We start from the raw sequence: 14525 nt of genomic DNA, 5'->3' as shown, positions 1-14525 counted from the left end.
CGCCGCCCGCCCCCGGCGCCGGCCCCGGACATCCTGGCGCAGCTGGCCCAGGCCCGCCCGACCATGCCCGTCCCCCGCGCCGAGCCCGAGCCCAGCGCGGAAGAACGCGCCGCCCGCAAGCGCAGACTCGAAGAAATCCTGCGCCAGGTGCTGGCGGAGCCGGAGGCGGCGTTCCGCAACACCTCGGTGCTCTACCAGGATTTCCTGGTGCGGCTGCGCATCCATGCCGTGCCCGGCAAGCCGCCGGAGATCCCGGCCTTCCGCCGCATGCTGGCGGTGGCGCGCGCCGGCATCAGCGCCGAGGCGGCGGAGGGCGAGGAATGGCAGCGCATCGAGGCGCGCGCGGCGTCGCTGCCCGAGGATGTGCAGGGTGTCTATCTGCTGCTGGCCCGTGCCGCGCTGGAGGGCGCGCCCTGTCCGTCCGACGAGACCATCGCCCAGGCCTATGGCACCCGCTCGGTCGGCCGGGCGCGGCGGGTGCTGGCCTATATGGAGGAGCAGGGCGCCATCGTCTGCCGCCCCGACGCGCAGGGGCGGCGCATCGTCGCGCTGGTCGAGCTGGGGCACGAGACGGCGCCGGGCTGAGCGCCGCCCCGCTTGCCGTCAGGGCGCGGTGATGCCGCGCAGCAGCGCCAGGAACTCGCCCTGGCGCGCATCGGCCTCCGCCTTCTCGAAGACGCAGACGGCGAGGGTGCGGCCCTGCGGGCTTTCGACAATGGCGAAGAGGCTGCGCAGCTGCTGCGCGCGCGGCGGCAGCGAGGGCAGCGGCTTGAAATCCGCCTGGATCTGCAAGCCGGTGCGGTGGCCCAGCTCCACCGTGTTCAGGCCGCGGATCGCGTAGATCGGTTCCAGCCGGACCCGCTCGATGCTCTGCCAGCCGGGGCTGCGGATCCGCGCATTCAGATCCTCCTGGCTCATGCCGCGATTCTGCGGCGCCGGGCTGTAGGCGACCTGGCAGCCGCCATCCTCCGGGTCGCCCGGCTTGCGCACCGCGTAGCGCGCGGTCTGCTGGCCGGTGGGGGCCATCGGGGTCGCGCTGTAGCCGGGGGGCGCCGTCACGCGCAGCTCGGCGGCGCTGGCCGGCGACATGGCGGCCAGGGCCGCCAGCAGCGCGCCGGCCAGGACAGGGGCGGGGAAAAGGCGGGGGGATCGCATCGCGCCAGACAGACCCGTTTCGACAGCCCGTCAAGTCAGCAGCGCGTCAGCCCTCGGCGGGGCGGGCCAGGGCGTCGCGCACGACGGAGCGGAACTCCCGCCGGTGCAGCTCCCGCAGCACCAGCAGCGAGGCCAAGGCGAGCGCCAGCGGGTGCAGGATCCAGGCCAGCGCCGCCAGGCCGAAGTAATAGGCGCGCAGCCCGGTGTTGAAATGGCGCGCGGCGCGGTTGGCGACCTCGGCCGCGACCTCGGCCTGGGCCAGCCCGGCCTCGCCCATCGGCAGCCCGCCCACGCAGATGCTGCAATAGTTGAACTGGCGCAGCGCCCAGGTCAGCTCGAAGAAGGCGCGCACGAAGATGAAGATCAGCAGGAAGATGCGGATCTCCCACGCCTCCTCGCTCGGCGGCAGCTCGGCGAAGGGCAGCACGCCGAAGATCCGCCGGCCGATATCCGGCGCCCCCAGCATCGCCACCAGGCCGCCCAGGATGAAGATGCTGGTGTTGGCCAGGAAGGAGGTGGAGGTCATCAGGTTGCCGATGATGCTGATGTCCGAGATGCGGTTGTCCCGGTGCAGCACCTCGCGCATCCAGCGGCGGCGGTGCTCGTTCATCGCGGCGATGACGCTGCGGGCGTAGATGCTGGGCACACGGTCCACCACCACCGAGTAGCCGATCCAGCAGGCCACGAAGAGGGTGAGGGCGAAGGCGTCCAGCGGCGAGATCGGCAGCGTCATGCCGCCCCCATAGCATGGCGCGGCGCCGCGTCGCCTGACTTCGTGTCCATCCGCGCGGCCTCAGCGGGGCGGGGCGGGACCGGGCGCGCAGTCATGCTCCAGCGCCTGCCGCGCGGCGGGGCTGGCGCCGTCGAAACGGCCGCTCTGCGGGTTCCAGCGATAGGGCAGGGTGGTGGGGCGGCAGGCGCCTTGGGTCTCGCAATATTCGATGCGCAGCAGCAGGCGCGGACCGTCGCGCCGCAGGCGGGGCGTGCCGTCCTGCACCTCGGCGAAGATCACCTGGACGGTCTCGCGGCCATCCCGGTGCCAGCGCAGTTCGATCGCGGTCTCGCGGTGGGTGCCGCCCCAATGGCGCTGGCCGCTGCGCCAGGCGATGGGGCCGGGGGGAAAGCCCCGCAACACCCCCGCATCGCGGGTGAGCTCAGGGCTGTCCCAATCCAGGCAATCGGCCCGCGCCACGGCCACAGGCAGCAGCAGCGCGAGGCCGAGCAGGCCGGGCCGCCACCGCGCCCCGGCCCGGACAGGCATCAGCCCATCTTCTTCTTCAGGTTCTCGTCCAGCTTGGCGAGGAAGTTCTGGGTGTTCAGCCAGGGCTGGTCCTTGCCGATCAGCACGGCCAGATCCTTGGTCATGTGGCCGCTCTCCACCGTCTCGATGCAGACCTGCTCGAGCGCGTTGGCGAAATCGACCACATCCTGGGTGCCGTCGAACTTGCCGCGATAGGCGAGGCCGCGGGTCCAGGCGAAGATCGAGGCGATCGGGTTGGTCGAGGTCTCGCGGCCCTTCTGGTGCTCGCGATAGTGGCGCGTCACCGTGCCGTGCGCGGCCTCGGACTCGACCGTGTTGCCATCCGGGGAGAGCAGCACGGAGGTCATCAGGCCGAGGCTGCCGAAGCCCTGCGCCACGATGTCGGACTGCACGTCGCCATCGTAGTTCTTGCAGGCCCAGATATAGCCGCCTTCCCACTTCAGGGCGGAGGCCACCATGTCGTCGATCAGGCGGTCCTCATAGGTGAGGCCCTTCTTCTCGAACTCGGCCTTGAACTCGGCGTCGTAGATGGCGCGGAAGATGTCCTTGAAGTTGCCGTCATAGGCCTTCAGGATGGTGTTCTTGTGGCTGAAGTACACCGAATAGCCGCGCGCCAGGCCGTAGTTGAAGGAGGCGCGGGCGAAGCCCTCGATCGACTTGTTCAGGTTGTGCTGCATCATCGCAGCGCCCGGGCCCTTGAAGTCGAACTGGCCGATTTCCTGCGTCTCGCCGTTCTCGGCGATGTAGGTCATCTTCACCGTGCCGGCGCCCGGCACCTTCATCTCCACCGCGCGGTAGATGTCGCCATAGGCATGGCGGCCGACCACGATCGGCTTGGTCCAGTGCGGCACCAGGCGGGGCACGTTCTGGCAGATGATCGGCTCGCGGAAGATGGTGCCGTCGAGGATGTTGCGGATCGTCCCGTTCGGGGACTTCCACATCTTCTTCAGGCCGAACTCCTTCACCCGCGCCTCGTCCGGGGTGATGGTCGCGCACTTCACGCCCACGCCATACTGCTTGATGGCATTGGCGGCGTCGACCGTCACCTGGTCATCGGTCTGGTCGCGGTACTGGATGCCGAGGTCGTAGTACTTCAGGTCGACGTCCAGATAGGGATTGATCAGCTTGTCCTTGATGAACCCCCAGATGATCCGGGTCATCTCGTCGCCGTCGAGCTCGACGACGGGGTTCTTTACCTTGATCTTGGCCATGCCGATCCTCGTCTGGACAGATTTTTCCTTGCCCGCCGGCCGGGTCCCGTTCTCACGGCGCCGCCGGCGGCGCGACGCGCCGGACAATCGCATCCGCGAAGGAAGGCGGCAAGGGCGGGGGCGGTGGCATGGCGCCGGTCCCGGTTTCGCGACGGGGCGCGCAACAAAGGAGATGCCCGGCAAAGCGGGCAATCGCCGGGCTGGCTAGGATCGGACCGCCGGGTGCATGGCGGCGACTCTCCCCCAGGGTGCCGCGTTCCGGGCGCATCGTCTCCGGCGCTGCACCGCATGCGCGCCGCGGCCGGGCCGGTTCCCCCGCCCGTCCGTGGCACCGGCCATCCCGCGCCGGCGGGCCGCCCGGCTACCAGCGGCGATGGTGGTAGGAGGGCCGGCCGTAATAGCCATGCCCGTAGCCGCGCTGATAGCCATGGCTGTAGTGGCGGCGCTCGTAATAACGGCGCTCGGCGCGCCGCTCGCGGTTGTTGCTGTCCGCCGCGGCGACGGCCAGGCCGGTGACCAGCGCCGCGCCGGCGCCGAGCGCCACGGTGCTGCCCCAGTCGGTGCTGCCATCGGGGTGCTGGCAGCCGGCCAGCACCAGGGCGCTGCCGAGGAACAGGGTGGGAAGGATGGGTCGCATGGCTTTCTCTCCTCCTGCTGGAAGAGTGAACTGCCGGTTAGGCATTGCCATGACGGAATAAAGGTCAAAGCAAGGCAGCGCGGGCGCGGCGCTTCGCCGCGCCGTGTCAGGCCTTCGGGCCGGAGAAGGCGTTGAAGGTCTGGATGGTGTAGGTGTCCTTCACCCCGGCCACGGCCTGCACCCGCTCCACCACGAACAGGCCAATATCCTGGCCGTCTTCAAGATAGAACTTGCCCAGCAGATCGTACTGTCCGGAGGTGGAGTGCATCTCCGACAGCTCCTCGATGGTGTCCGCCATCTCGCGGGCCACCTGGTAGGAGCGGCCCATCTCGCATTTGATCTGGACGAAAATGGCGCGCATGGCGGGGGGCACCTCGGCAAAGGACGGGGGCAAAGGGCGGCGTCGCCGCACCCCCTGTTTCGCCGCCGCGCGCGCTTCCCGCAAGAGGCGATCGCGCGGCGCCCGGCGGCACCGGTGCCGCTGTCGCCACTCGCCTGGAAACCCGGCCGCGAACCCGCCCGAGAGGGGGTGGCCGGGCTGCGCGCCCTGGACTAACCTCCGCCCCCGCTTGTCTGATGAATGGCTGGGGAAATGTCGATGATGGACGGGATCACCAAGAGCGGCACCGGTGCCACCACCACGGAGCCGCGCACCGGCGGCCAGCTGCTGGCCGATGCGCTGGTGGCCCAGGGCGTCACCCACGCCTTCTGCGTGCCGGGTGAATCCTATCTCGATCTGCTGGACGGGCTTTACGCCAACAGCGACAAGATCAACCTCACCACCTGCCGCTTCGAGGCGGGCGCGGTGAACATGGCCGAGGCCCATGCCAAGCTGACCGGCCGTGTCGGCGTGGCGCTGGTCACCCGCGGCCCCGGCGCGTGCCATGCCGCGATCGGCGTGCATGTCGCCATGCAGGACAGCACGCCGCTGGTGCTGATCGTCGGCCAGATCCCCTTCGCCGAGACCGACCGGGAGAGCTTCCAGGAGGTCGATTACCGCCGCATGTTCGGCTCGGTGGCGAAGTGGGTGACGCAGATCGACGATGCCGCCCGCATCCCCGAGCTGATGGCGCATGCCTTCGATGTCGCGACCAGCGGCCGCCCGGGCCCGGTGGTCGTCGCCATCTCCGAGGAGATGCAGAAGGTGCGGGTAAAGGTGCCGGATATCGGCCCGGCCGAGGTGGCGCCCGCCGCCCCTTCGCCCGCCGCGCTGCAGAAGATGCTCTCGATGCTGGATGCGGCGGAGCGCCCGCTGGTCGTCCTCGGCGGTTCGCGCTGGAGCGCCGAGACCCGCCGCATCATCCGCGAATTCTGCGTCGCGCGCGACCTGCCGGTCGCCGTCGGCTTCCGCCGGCAGAGCCTGTATGACTGCACCCTGCCGAACTATGCCGGCGATCTCGGCGTCGGCGCCGATGCCGGGCTGGTGGCCAAGGCCAAGCAGGCCGACCTGATCCTGGCGCTCGGCACCCGCATCGGCGAGCCGGTGAGCCAGGGCTACACCCTGTTCGACATGGCCGGCCAGGGCGGCCAGAAGATCGTGCATGTCTATCCGGACCAGGCCGAGATCGGCCGCGTCTACCGCCCTGCGCTCGGCATCACCGCCGAGATCAACGCCTTCGCCGAGGCCCTGGCGCAGCTGCCCGCCGCCTCCGGCCCGGCCCGCTGGTCGGCCTGGACGAAGGAGGTCCATGCCGCCCGCGCCAGGCAGGCCGAGGCGCCGGACTATGCCGGCCCGCTGAACCTGGCGCGCGAGCTGCAGGCGCTGGAGAAGGTGCTGCCCGCCGACACCATCTTCACCTGCGACGCCGGCAATTTCGCCACCTGGCCGAACCGCTTCATGCACATGACCGAGCAGCAGGAGTTCCTGGGCCCGACCAACGGTGCCATGGGCTATGCCGTGCCGGCCGCGATCGGCGCCAAGATCAGCTTCCCCGGCCGCACCGTCATCGGGCTGGTGGGCGATGGCGGCTTCCTGATGACGGGGCAGGAGATCGCGACGGCCTTCCAGGCCGAGGTCGCGCCGATCGTCATCGTCTTCAACAACGGCATGTACGGCACGATCCGCATGTACCAGGAGCGCGCCTATCCCGGCCGCGTCTCCGGCACCAAGCTGACCAACCCGGATTTCGCCAAGTTCGTCGAGAGCTTCGGCGGCCATGGCGAGACCGTGGAGAAGGATGGCGAGCTGGTGCCCGCCTTCCAGCGCGCGGTGGCCAGCGGCAAGCCGGCGGTGATCGAGGTGCGGGTGAACCCCGAGCAGGTGACCCACCGCGCGACCATCGAGGATCTGCGCGCGCAGGGGAATGTGAAGAAGCATTGAGTTTTTTTTGGGCTGCCGCCGTCCGGTGGGGCGGCGGGGCGCGGCACTGGGGCCTGCGGGCTCCAGCAAGCGATGCGGGGCGGGACGGAAGTTCCGCCCCGTTTGCATTTGGGGGCAGCCGCAGCACGGGCCGGTGCACGGCGCCGCCCCTGGCCGCCATGGCCAGCCAACGCCCCTGGGCCGAAGCGGAAGCCCCCGTGCCGCGCCTCTCGTTTCGGCCCTGACCGGCAGCCGATCGAATCAATCCCCGAGCGCGACCCCCTCGCGGCGGGGGTCGGCGCCGCCGAGCAGGCCTTGCGGCGTCATCACGATGGCCTGCAGGCCGGAGGGCATGGGCTTCACCTCGACGCGGTGGCCACGCGCCTGGAGTTCGCCGGCCAGCGTGTCGTCCTCCAGCTCCACCGCGCCGCCCAGCGTGCCGATGCGGCGCAGCGACACGGCGGCCTGCGGGTCCAGCTGCCAGTCGAGCAGCCCGACCAGGGTCTGCGCCACATAACCGATGATGCGCGCCCCGCCGGGCGAGCCCACCGCCGCGAAAAAGCGGCCCTCGGCATCGAAGACCAGGGTCGGCGCCATGGAGGAGCGCGGGCGCTTGCCGCCTTCGACCCGGTTGGCGACGGGGCGGCCATCGACCTCCGGGCGGAAGGAGAAATCGGTCAGCTCGTTGTTCAGCACGAAGCCGCGCACCATCAGCCGGGCGCCGAAGGCGTCCTCCACCGTGGTGGTCATGCTCAGCGCGTTGCCGGCGGCATCGACGATGGAGAGGTGGCTGGTGCCATGCTCCGGCTGCTCCGGCATCGGCGCCAGGCGCCCCGTCTGGCGCCAGTCCGGGTTGCCGGCGCGGGGGTTCGGGTTGGCGCGCTCGCGGTCCACCAGCTGCGCGCGCTGCCGCAGATAGGCGGGGTCGAGCAGCCCGCGCAGCGGCACCGGCGTCTTGTCGGCATCCGCCAGGTAGAGGTTGCGGTCGGCGAAGGCGAGGCGCCCGGCCTCGGCCAGCAGATGCGCCGCCTCCGGCCCGCGCGGGTCGAGCGAAGGCATCGGGAAATGCGCCAGCACGCCGAGGATCTGCCCCACCGCCACCCCGCCCGAGGAAGGCGGCGGGAAGCCGCAGACGCGGTATTCGCGATAGAGGGTGCAGACCGCCTCGCGCTGGCGCGGGCGGTAGTTGGCGAGGTCGGCCTCATTCATGCCATTGCCCTGGCCGCCATGACGGGCGACAGCCGCCACGATCTCGGCGGCGATCGGGCCGCGTTGCAGCGCCGCCGCGCCCTCCGCCGCCAGGGCGCGCAGCGTTTGCGCCAGGGCCGGGTTCTTCAGCACATGGCCGGCGGGCAGGGGCTGCCCCTCCGGCGTCAGGAAATAGGCCGCCGCCGCCGGGTCGCGCCGCAGCCGCTCCACATCCGCGGCGATGGTGTTGGCCAGGCGCGGCGAGATCGGGAAACCCTCCTCAGCCAGGCGGATGGCGGCGTCGAACAGGCGCGCCCAGGGCAGGCGGCCCTCGGCGCGGTGGGCTTCCTCCAGCATCGGCATGACGCCGGGCACGCCGACGCTGCGGCCGGACAGCACCGCCTCGTAGAAGGAGAGCGGGGTGCCGTCGGGGCGCAGGAACAGGGCCGGGGTGGCGGCCTCCGGCGCCGTCTCCCGCCCATCCCAGGCGGCCAGCCGGTTCTGCGCCTTGTTCCAGTGCAGCAGCAGCGCGCCGCCGCCGATGCCGGAGGATTGCGGCTCCACCAGCGTCAGCACCGCCTGCGCGGCGATCGCCGCATCCACCGCCGAGCCGCCCTGGCGCAGCGCCTCGCGCGCCGCCTCGGCCGCCAGCGGATGCGCCACCGCCACCATCTGAAGCTGGGCGCGCACCGGCTCGGTCGGGCGGCGCGCCGCATCGGGGGCGGAGGTCAGATCCTGCGCGGCCACCGGCCCGGCGAGCGCGGCCAGCAGCGGGAGCAGGGGCAGCAGGGTTGTGGTGCGCATGGGACAAGACTCCTCCGCTCGGATGGCCAAGGCTTGCATCCCGCGCGGCGCGCGTCACCTATGGGCAGGCGGAAGGGAAGAGCCGATGCAGGACGAGGATGGCAAGGACGGCGGCGGCATCCGCCAGAAGCTGGTCGAGACCAAGCAGGCCTGGGCCCGTGCCGGCCGCCTGCTGACCGGCCAGCACGCCCGGCCGGAGGAGCAGCGCCTGCCCCCCGGCCAGCGCCGGGTGCATGATTTCCCGGTGCTTGACCTCGGCATCCAGCCCAATGTGCCGGAAGGCAGCTTCCGCCTGGTGCTGGACGGGCTGGTGGAGAATCCGGTGACGCTGGACTGGGCCGGCCTCACCGCCCTGCCGCAGGAAGACCGCGTCAACGACATCCACTGCGTCACCCAATGGTCGCGCTATTCCAACAGCTGGAACGGTGTCGCCGTGACCACGCTGCTCGACCTCGCGCGGCCGCAGCCCGAGGCGAGATTCGTCAGCTTCGAAGGCTATGACGGCTACACCACGAACCTGACGCTGGAGGATTTCGCGCGGCCCGAAAACCTGCTGGCCCATAGCTGGGATGGCGAGCGCCTGACCCGCCAGCATGGCGGCCCGCTGCGCGTCGTGGTGCCGCATCTGTATTTCTGGAAGAGCACCAAATGGGTGAAGCGCATCACCTTCCTGGCCGAGAACCGCCCGGGCTTCTGGGAGGTGCGCGGCTATCATGACCGGGGCGACCCGTGGATGGAGGAACGCTATGGCTGAACTCTCCCGCCGGGCCCTGCTGGGCGCGGCGCCGCTGCTGCTGGCGGCCCCCGCCCTGGCCCGCGCCACCGAGGCCGGTGGCCATGCCTTCCGCTTCGACAGCATCGAGGGCGGCGTCATCGACCTGGGCGAATGGCGCGGCAAGCCGGTGCTGGTGGTCAACACCGCCAGCTTCTGCGGCTTCGCCCCGCAATTTTCTGGCTTGCAGGCACTGCACGAGCAGTATGGCCCGCGCGGGCTGCTGGTGCTCGGCGTGCCGTCCAACGACTTCAACCAGGAGCAGTCGGACAGCAACAGCATCAAGGATTTCTGTGAGGCGACCTTCGGCGTGGCCTTCCCCCTCGCCATGCCCGCCCATGTGAAGGGGCCGCGGGCTCACCCCTTCTTCGCCTGGGCCGCGACCCAGGGCAGCGAACCGCGCTGGAACTTCTTCAAGTATCTGGTCGGCCGCGACGGCCGCCTGGCCCACTGGTTCCCGAGCCGCGTGGCGCCCGACAGCGCCGAGTTCCGCCGGGCGCTGGAGGCGGCGCTGGCATGAGGGCTGAGTGGCGCCCGATGACGCCCGAAGACCTGCCGGCGATGACGGCCATCGCCGACCTCGTGCATGCCGACTTCCCCGAGGATGCCGCGGTCCTGGCCGAGCGCCAGCGCCTGTTCCCCGCCGGCGCCTGGCTGCTGGAAGGCGAGGGCAGGGCGCTGGGCTATGCGCTGAGCCACCCCTGGCATTCCCTGCGCCCGCCGCCGCTGAACGAGCCACTCGGCGCGCTGCCGGAGCAGCCCGGCTGCTACTACATCCACGATGTGGCGCTGCGCCCCGAGGCGCGCGGCCTGGGCGCGGCGGGTCGGCTGATGCCCCTGCTGGACCAGGCCGCCCAGGGCCTGCCGGAGATGGCGCTGGTGGCCGTGCATGGCTCGGTGCCCTTCTGGCAGCGGCACGGCTTCGCGGTGGTGGAGGCGCCGGCGCTGGCGGAGAAGCTGGTGAGCTACGGCAACGATGCCCGATACATGAAGAAGTCTATTTAAGAATCTTCTTTTTCTGAAGAAAAAGAAGCAAAAAGACTTCTCTCAGTTTGGCGTCCCGCCTATGGCCTGAGGCGGGACGCCAACGAACAAAAGTTTTTTGGTTCTTTTTTTTCAAAAAAGAACGAAGATTCTTACTCCCCGAATCTGTTTGTCTTGGGAAACCCGTTCGGCGGCTGCCTGCCCGCCCCGGCGCGGTTGCCGCGCCAGGTGGTCAGGTCCGTCTCCATGCGCACGCGCTCGCCGATCTTCCAGGTCAGGCCCTCGCGCGCGCTGAACACCTTCACATCGGCCATGCCGCCATCCTTGTAGCCTTGCAGCGTCACGCCGCGGCCGCGCACCATCTCGGGCACCTGCTCCAGCGGGAAGACCAGCAGCTTGCGGTTCTCGCCGATGATGGCGACGGTATCACCCTCGGCCGGGATCAGCCGCGCGGCCTCCACCGGGCTGTCCACCAGCAGCACCTGCTTGCCGGTGCGCTTCTCCGCCGTCAGGTCCTCGGACTTCACGACGAAGCCGCGCCCGTCGCTGGCGGCGACGAGGAACTTCCTCTCCGGCCGCCAGACGAACAGGCTGACCACCTCATCCTCATTGGTCAGGTCCACCATCAGCCGCACCGGCTGGCCATCGCCACGGCCGCGCGGAATGGCATCCGCCTTCAGCGTGAAGCATTTGCCATTGGTGGCGAAGAGGCAGATGCGGTCGGTGGTCTCCGCATGCAGCGCGGCGCGCAGCCGGTCGCCTTCCTTGAACTTGTGCTCGGTCTCCGGCGGCAGGTGGCCCTTCACCGCGCGGATCCAGCCCTTCTCGGAGAGGATGACGGTGATCATCTCGCGCTCGACGAAAGCGCGCTCGTCGATCACCACCGCGGCGGGTGCGGCGTCCAGCGTGCTGCGGCGGCGGCCAAGCTCGGTCTCCTCGCCGAAACGGGCGCGGGTGGCGGCGATCTCCTCGGCGATGCGCTTCCAGCGCTTGCCCTCGCTGCCGAGCAGCGCCTGCAGGGATTTCTGCTCCGCGCTGAGCTTCTTGTGCTCCTTGCGGATCTCCATCTCCTCCAGCTTGCGCAAGGAGCGCAGCCGCATGTTGAGGATGGCTTCCGCCTGCGTCTCGGTCAGCGCGAAGCGCGCCATCAGCGCCGGCTTCGGATGGTCCTCCTCGCGGATGATGCGGATCACCTCGTCGAGGTTGAGATAGACGATGAGATAGCCTTCGAGGATCTCGAGGCGCCTTGCGATGGCGGCCAGCCGGTGCTCGCTGCGGCGGACCAGCACCACGTGGCGGTGGTCCAGCCAGCAGCGCAGCACCTCGCGCAGCCCCATCACGCGCGGGGTGCGGCTGGCGTCCAGCACATTCATGTTGAGCGGGAAGCGGGCCTCGAGCGAGGTCGCGCGGAACAGCGTCTCCATCAGCACGGCGGGCTCCACCGTGCGGCTCTTCGGCTCCAGCACGATGCGCACCACATCGGTGCTCTCGTCGCGCACATCGGCCAGCAGGGGGAGCTTCTTCTCCTCCATCAGCTGCGCGATCTGCTCGATCAGGCGGGATTTGGCGACCTGGTAGGGGATCTCGGTGACGATGATCTGCCAGGCGCCGTTCTTCAGCTTCTCCTCGGCCCAGCGGGCGCGGATGCGGAAGCCGCCGCGGCCGGTGGCATAGGCCTCGCGGATCGCCTCCGGGCTTTCCACCAGCACGCCGCCGGTCGGGAAATCCGGCCCCGGCATCACCGCCAGCAACTCGTCCAACTCGGCCTTGGGGTTGTCGATCAGCACCAGCGCGGCGGCGCAGAGCTCGCCCGCATTGTGCGGCGGGATCGAGGTCGCCATGCCCACCGCGATACCGGCCGCGCCATTGGCCAGCAGGTTCGGGAAGGCGGCGGGCAGCACGATCGGCTCCTGCTCCTCGCCATCATAGGTGGCGCGGAAATCGACCGCGTTCTCCTCGATGCCTTCCAGCATCGCCTTGGCGATCTCGGTCAGCCGCGCCTCGGTGTAGCGCATGGCCGCGGCGTTATCGCCGTCGATATTGCCGAAATTGCCCTGGCCCTCGACCAGCGGGTAGCGCGCGGCGAATTCCTGGGCGAGGCGCACCATGGCGTCGTAGATCGCCGCATCGCCATGCGGGTGGTATTTGCCCATCACGTCGCCGACGATGCGGGCGCATTTCTTGAAGCCCGCCGCCGGGTCCAGCCGCAGCTGGTGCATGGCCCAGAGCAGCCGGCGATGCACCGGCTTCAGCCCGTCCCGCACATCCGGCAGGGAGCGCGCCGTGATGGTGGACATGGCATAGGCCAGGTAGCGCTCGGACAGGGCGTCGGCCAGATGCGTCGGCCTCACTTCTCCGCCTTCGGGCAGCGTCGTCAGATCGTCGGGCATGGCGGACCTCCAGGCAGGCGCGGGGGCGGATCAGGCGCGGGCTAGCGCAGCGCGGGCGGCGGCGCCAGGGGGCAGGCCGCGCCGCACCGGAGCAGATCAGGAACATAGAGCGAACAAAACCGCCCGGCAACCGCTTCACGACCCCGGCATCGGCGGCCGCGCCGGGGTGACCCCCCGGATCGCGCCGTCCATAGTCGTCGGACAACCGCCGCGCGCATCCCAAGAACAGCGGCAACCGGGAGAATGGACTGGAATGAGCGCCCATGCAGCGGCCGCCGCGCACCGTGAGGTGGCGGCGCCGGAGGACCCCTATCGCCTCACCAAGGACGGGATCATGGAGCCGCCGGTGGGCTGGCGGCACTCGCTGCGGCATCTCGGGCCGGGGCTGATCCTCAGCGCCTCCATCGTCGGCTCGGGCGAGCTGATCGTCACCACCACCCTCGGCGCCACGGTGGGCTTCGCGCTGCTGTGGATGGTCATCTTCAGCACCTTCGTGAAGGTGGCGGTGCAGGTCGAGCTGGCGCGCTGGTGCATCTCCACCGGCCAGCCGGCGCTGACCGGCTACAACAAGGTCGGGCCGAAGATTTTCGGGCTGAGCTGGATCAACCTGCTCTGGGCGCTGATGGCCTTGTCCAAGGTGCTGCAGATGGGCGGCGTCGTCGGCGGCGTGGCGCTGGCGCTCAGCATCATGATGCCGCTGGTGGGCGAGCCGATGGGCAGCGCCTCGCTCGGCCTGTGGACCGCGATCGTGGCGCTCGGCAGCATCGCGCTGCTCTACAGCAACAAGTACAGCCGCATCGAGCACGGCGCCGGGCTGCTGGTGGTGGTGTTCTCCTTCATCACCATCGGCATCGCCTTCGGCCTGCCCTTCACCCCCTTCGCCTATTCGATGGACGACATCGCCGGCGGCCTGTCGCTGGCGATCCCGGTGGGCGCCATCGGCGCCGCCATCGCCATGTTCGGCATCACCGGCGTCGGCGCCGACGAGCTGACCTTCTACACCTATTGGTGCATCGAGAAGGGCTATGCCCGCCATGTCGGCCCGAACGATGGCAGCGAGGCCTGGCAGCGCCGCGCCAAGGGCTGGATCCGCGTCATGTACAAGGACGCTTTCCTGTCCTGGGTGATCTACACCTTCGGCACCATCGCCTTCTTCATCATGGGCGCCGCCGTGCTGCACCCGCAGGGCGTGGTGCCGCAGGGCAACGAGATGATCACGGCGCTGTCGCGCATGTACACCGACACGCTGGGCGAATGGGCCGGGCTGGTCTTCCTGATGGGCGCGGTGGTGGTGCTGGGCTCCACCCTCTGGGCCGCGGTGCCGAGCTGGTCGCGCATGTATGTCAATCTGCTGGCCGAGCTGAAGGTGCTGGACTGGCACGACACCGCGGCGCGGCTGCGCTGGATCCGCGGCTTCACCATCGGCCTGCCGCTGGTCTGGGGCCTGGCCTATCTGTTCATGCGCTCGCCGGTGCTGATGGTGCAGATCGGCGGCGTCGCCACCGGCATCTTCCTGCTCGCCGTCGTCGTCGCCGTCTGGCATCTGCGCCGCACCGAGACCGATCCGCGCCTCTATGGCGGCGGGCTGTTCAACGCGCTGCTGGTGGTCAGCAGCATCGCCATCGTGCTGCTCGGGATCTACACCGGGCTGGCGGCGTTCAAGCTGGTCTGAGGCCGGGCGAAGCCATGGCGCGGCCCGCTCAGCCGGGCCGCGCCGTCGCGCGGATCGCTTCCACCAGGCGGCGCAGCGCCTCGGCGCCGGCGCCGCCGATGCGCGAATGCAGCACCAGATCGCGCATCGGCAGGGGCGGCAGGCCGAGCCGC

13 protein-coding genes and 1 pseudogene are annotated in these 14525 nt (G+C 70.1%); 6 read left to right on the top strand and 8 right to left on the bottom strand.

What is annotated here, in order from left to right:
* Nucleotides 1–585 (top strand): annotated as a pseudogene (locus HMPREF0731_RS03460) (ATP-binding protein); the annotation flags it as partial.
* 18 nt (nt 586–603) lie between these two features.
* On the opposite strand, the gene HMPREF0731_RS03455 reads toward HMPREF0731_RS03460, so the two are convergent.
* The 6 genes from HMPREF0731_RS03455 to HMPREF0731_RS03430 form a co-directional block, all read right to left on the bottom strand.
* On the bottom strand, nt 604–1155 hold the full coding sequence (locus HMPREF0731_RS03455; protein WP_007002630.1) for a hypothetical protein: 552 nt from the start codon (nt 1153–1155) through the stop codon (nt 604–606).
* A 46-nt stretch (nt 1156–1201) separates the two neighbouring features.
* Nucleotides 1202–1888: a DUF599 domain-containing protein gene (locus HMPREF0731_RS03450; RefSeq protein ID WP_007002629.1), complete on the bottom strand. Its 687-nt coding sequence runs from the start codon at nt 1886–1888 to the stop codon at nt 1202–1204.
* Between the two features lie 60 nt (nt 1889–1948).
* Nucleotides 1949–2416: a hypothetical protein gene (locus HMPREF0731_RS03445; protein WP_007002628.1), complete on the bottom strand. Its 468-nt coding sequence runs from the start codon at nt 2414–2416 to the stop codon at nt 1949–1951.
* Nucleotides 2416–3627 carry an NADP-dependent isocitrate dehydrogenase gene (locus HMPREF0731_RS03440; protein WP_007002627.1) on the bottom strand — a complete coding sequence of 404 codons (1212 nt, stop codon included), beginning with the start codon at nt 3625–3627 and terminating at the stop codon, nt 2416–2418. Before HMPREF0731_RS03440 ends, HMPREF0731_RS03445 begins: the two co-directional genes overlap by 1 nt.
* 361 nt (nt 3628–3988) lie before the next feature.
* The gene (locus HMPREF0731_RS03435; RefSeq protein WP_007002626.1) at nt 3989–4264 is read right to left on the bottom strand and encodes a hypothetical protein; all 276 of its coding nucleotides are present in this window, start codon (nt 4262–4264) and stop codon (nt 3989–3991) included.
* A gap of 106 nt (nt 4265–4370) precedes the next feature.
* Nucleotides 4371–4625 carry an Lrp/AsnC ligand binding domain-containing protein gene (locus tag HMPREF0731_RS03430; RefSeq protein WP_007002625.1) on the bottom strand — a complete coding sequence of 85 codons (255 nt, stop codon included), beginning with the start codon at nt 4623–4625 and terminating at the stop codon, nt 4371–4373.
* 237 nt (nt 4626–4862) lie between these two features.
* Between HMPREF0731_RS03430 and HMPREF0731_RS03425 the strand changes: the two genes are divergently transcribed.
* Complete coding sequence (locus HMPREF0731_RS03425; RefSeq protein WP_245538237.1) at nt 4863–6584, top strand: thiamine pyrophosphate-dependent enzyme; 1722 nt, start codon at nt 4863–4865, stop codon at nt 6582–6584.
* Nucleotides 6585–6824: 240 nt separating this feature from the next.
* Here the strand turns inward: HMPREF0731_RS03425 and ggt are convergent, their stop codons facing one another.
* Nucleotides 6825–8555 (bottom strand): gamma-glutamyltransferase, encoded by a 1731-nt coding sequence (gene ggt, locus HMPREF0731_RS03420; RefSeq protein ID WP_040611892.1) that lies wholly within the window; start codon nt 8553–8555, stop codon nt 6825–6827.
* Nucleotides 8556–8640: 85 nt separating this feature from the next.
* On the opposite strand from ggt, the gene HMPREF0731_RS03415 reads away from it, so the two are divergent.
* The 3 genes from HMPREF0731_RS03415 to HMPREF0731_RS03405 are packed head-to-tail and all read left to right on the top strand — an operon-like array spanning nt 8641 to nt 10332.
* Nucleotides 8641–9309 carry a sulfite oxidase-like oxidoreductase gene (locus tag HMPREF0731_RS03415; RefSeq protein ID WP_007002622.1) on the top strand — a complete coding sequence of 223 codons (669 nt, stop codon included), beginning with the start codon at nt 8641–8643 and terminating at the stop codon, nt 9307–9309.
* A complete protein-coding gene (locus tag HMPREF0731_RS03410) occupies nt 9302–9847 on the top strand; it encodes a glutathione peroxidase (RefSeq protein WP_007002621.1) in 546 nt (181 codons plus the stop codon). Before HMPREF0731_RS03415 ends, HMPREF0731_RS03410 begins: the two co-directional genes overlap by 8 nt.
* A gap of 17 nt (nt 9848–9864) precedes the next feature.
* Nucleotides 9865–10332 (top strand): GNAT family N-acetyltransferase, encoded by a 468-nt coding sequence (locus HMPREF0731_RS03405; RefSeq protein ID WP_157135911.1) that lies wholly within the window; start codon nt 9865–9867, stop codon nt 10330–10332.
* Between the two features lie 131 nt (nt 10333–10463).
* Here the strand turns inward: HMPREF0731_RS03405 and parC are convergent, their stop codons facing one another.
* Complete coding sequence (gene parC, locus HMPREF0731_RS03400) at nt 10464–12701, bottom strand: DNA topoisomerase IV subunit A (protein ID WP_007002618.1); 2238 nt, start codon at nt 12699–12701, stop codon at nt 10464–10466.
* A gap of 253 nt (nt 12702–12954) precedes the next feature.
* Between parC and HMPREF0731_RS03395 the strand changes: the two genes are divergently transcribed.
* Nucleotides 12955–14373, top strand: coding sequence for an Nramp family divalent metal transporter (locus HMPREF0731_RS03395; protein ID WP_007002617.1), 1419 nt, complete (start codon nt 12955–12957; stop codon nt 14371–14373).
* The last annotated feature ends 152 nt before the right edge of the window (nt 14374–14525 follow it).

It is taken from the genome of Pseudoroseomonas cervicalis ATCC 49957, assembly GCF_000164635.1.
Lineage (GTDB): Bacteria > Pseudomonadota > Alphaproteobacteria > Acetobacterales > Acetobacteraceae > Pseudoroseomonas > Pseudoroseomonas cervicalis.
This window is presented reverse-complemented; position numbering and strand designations above follow the sequence as displayed.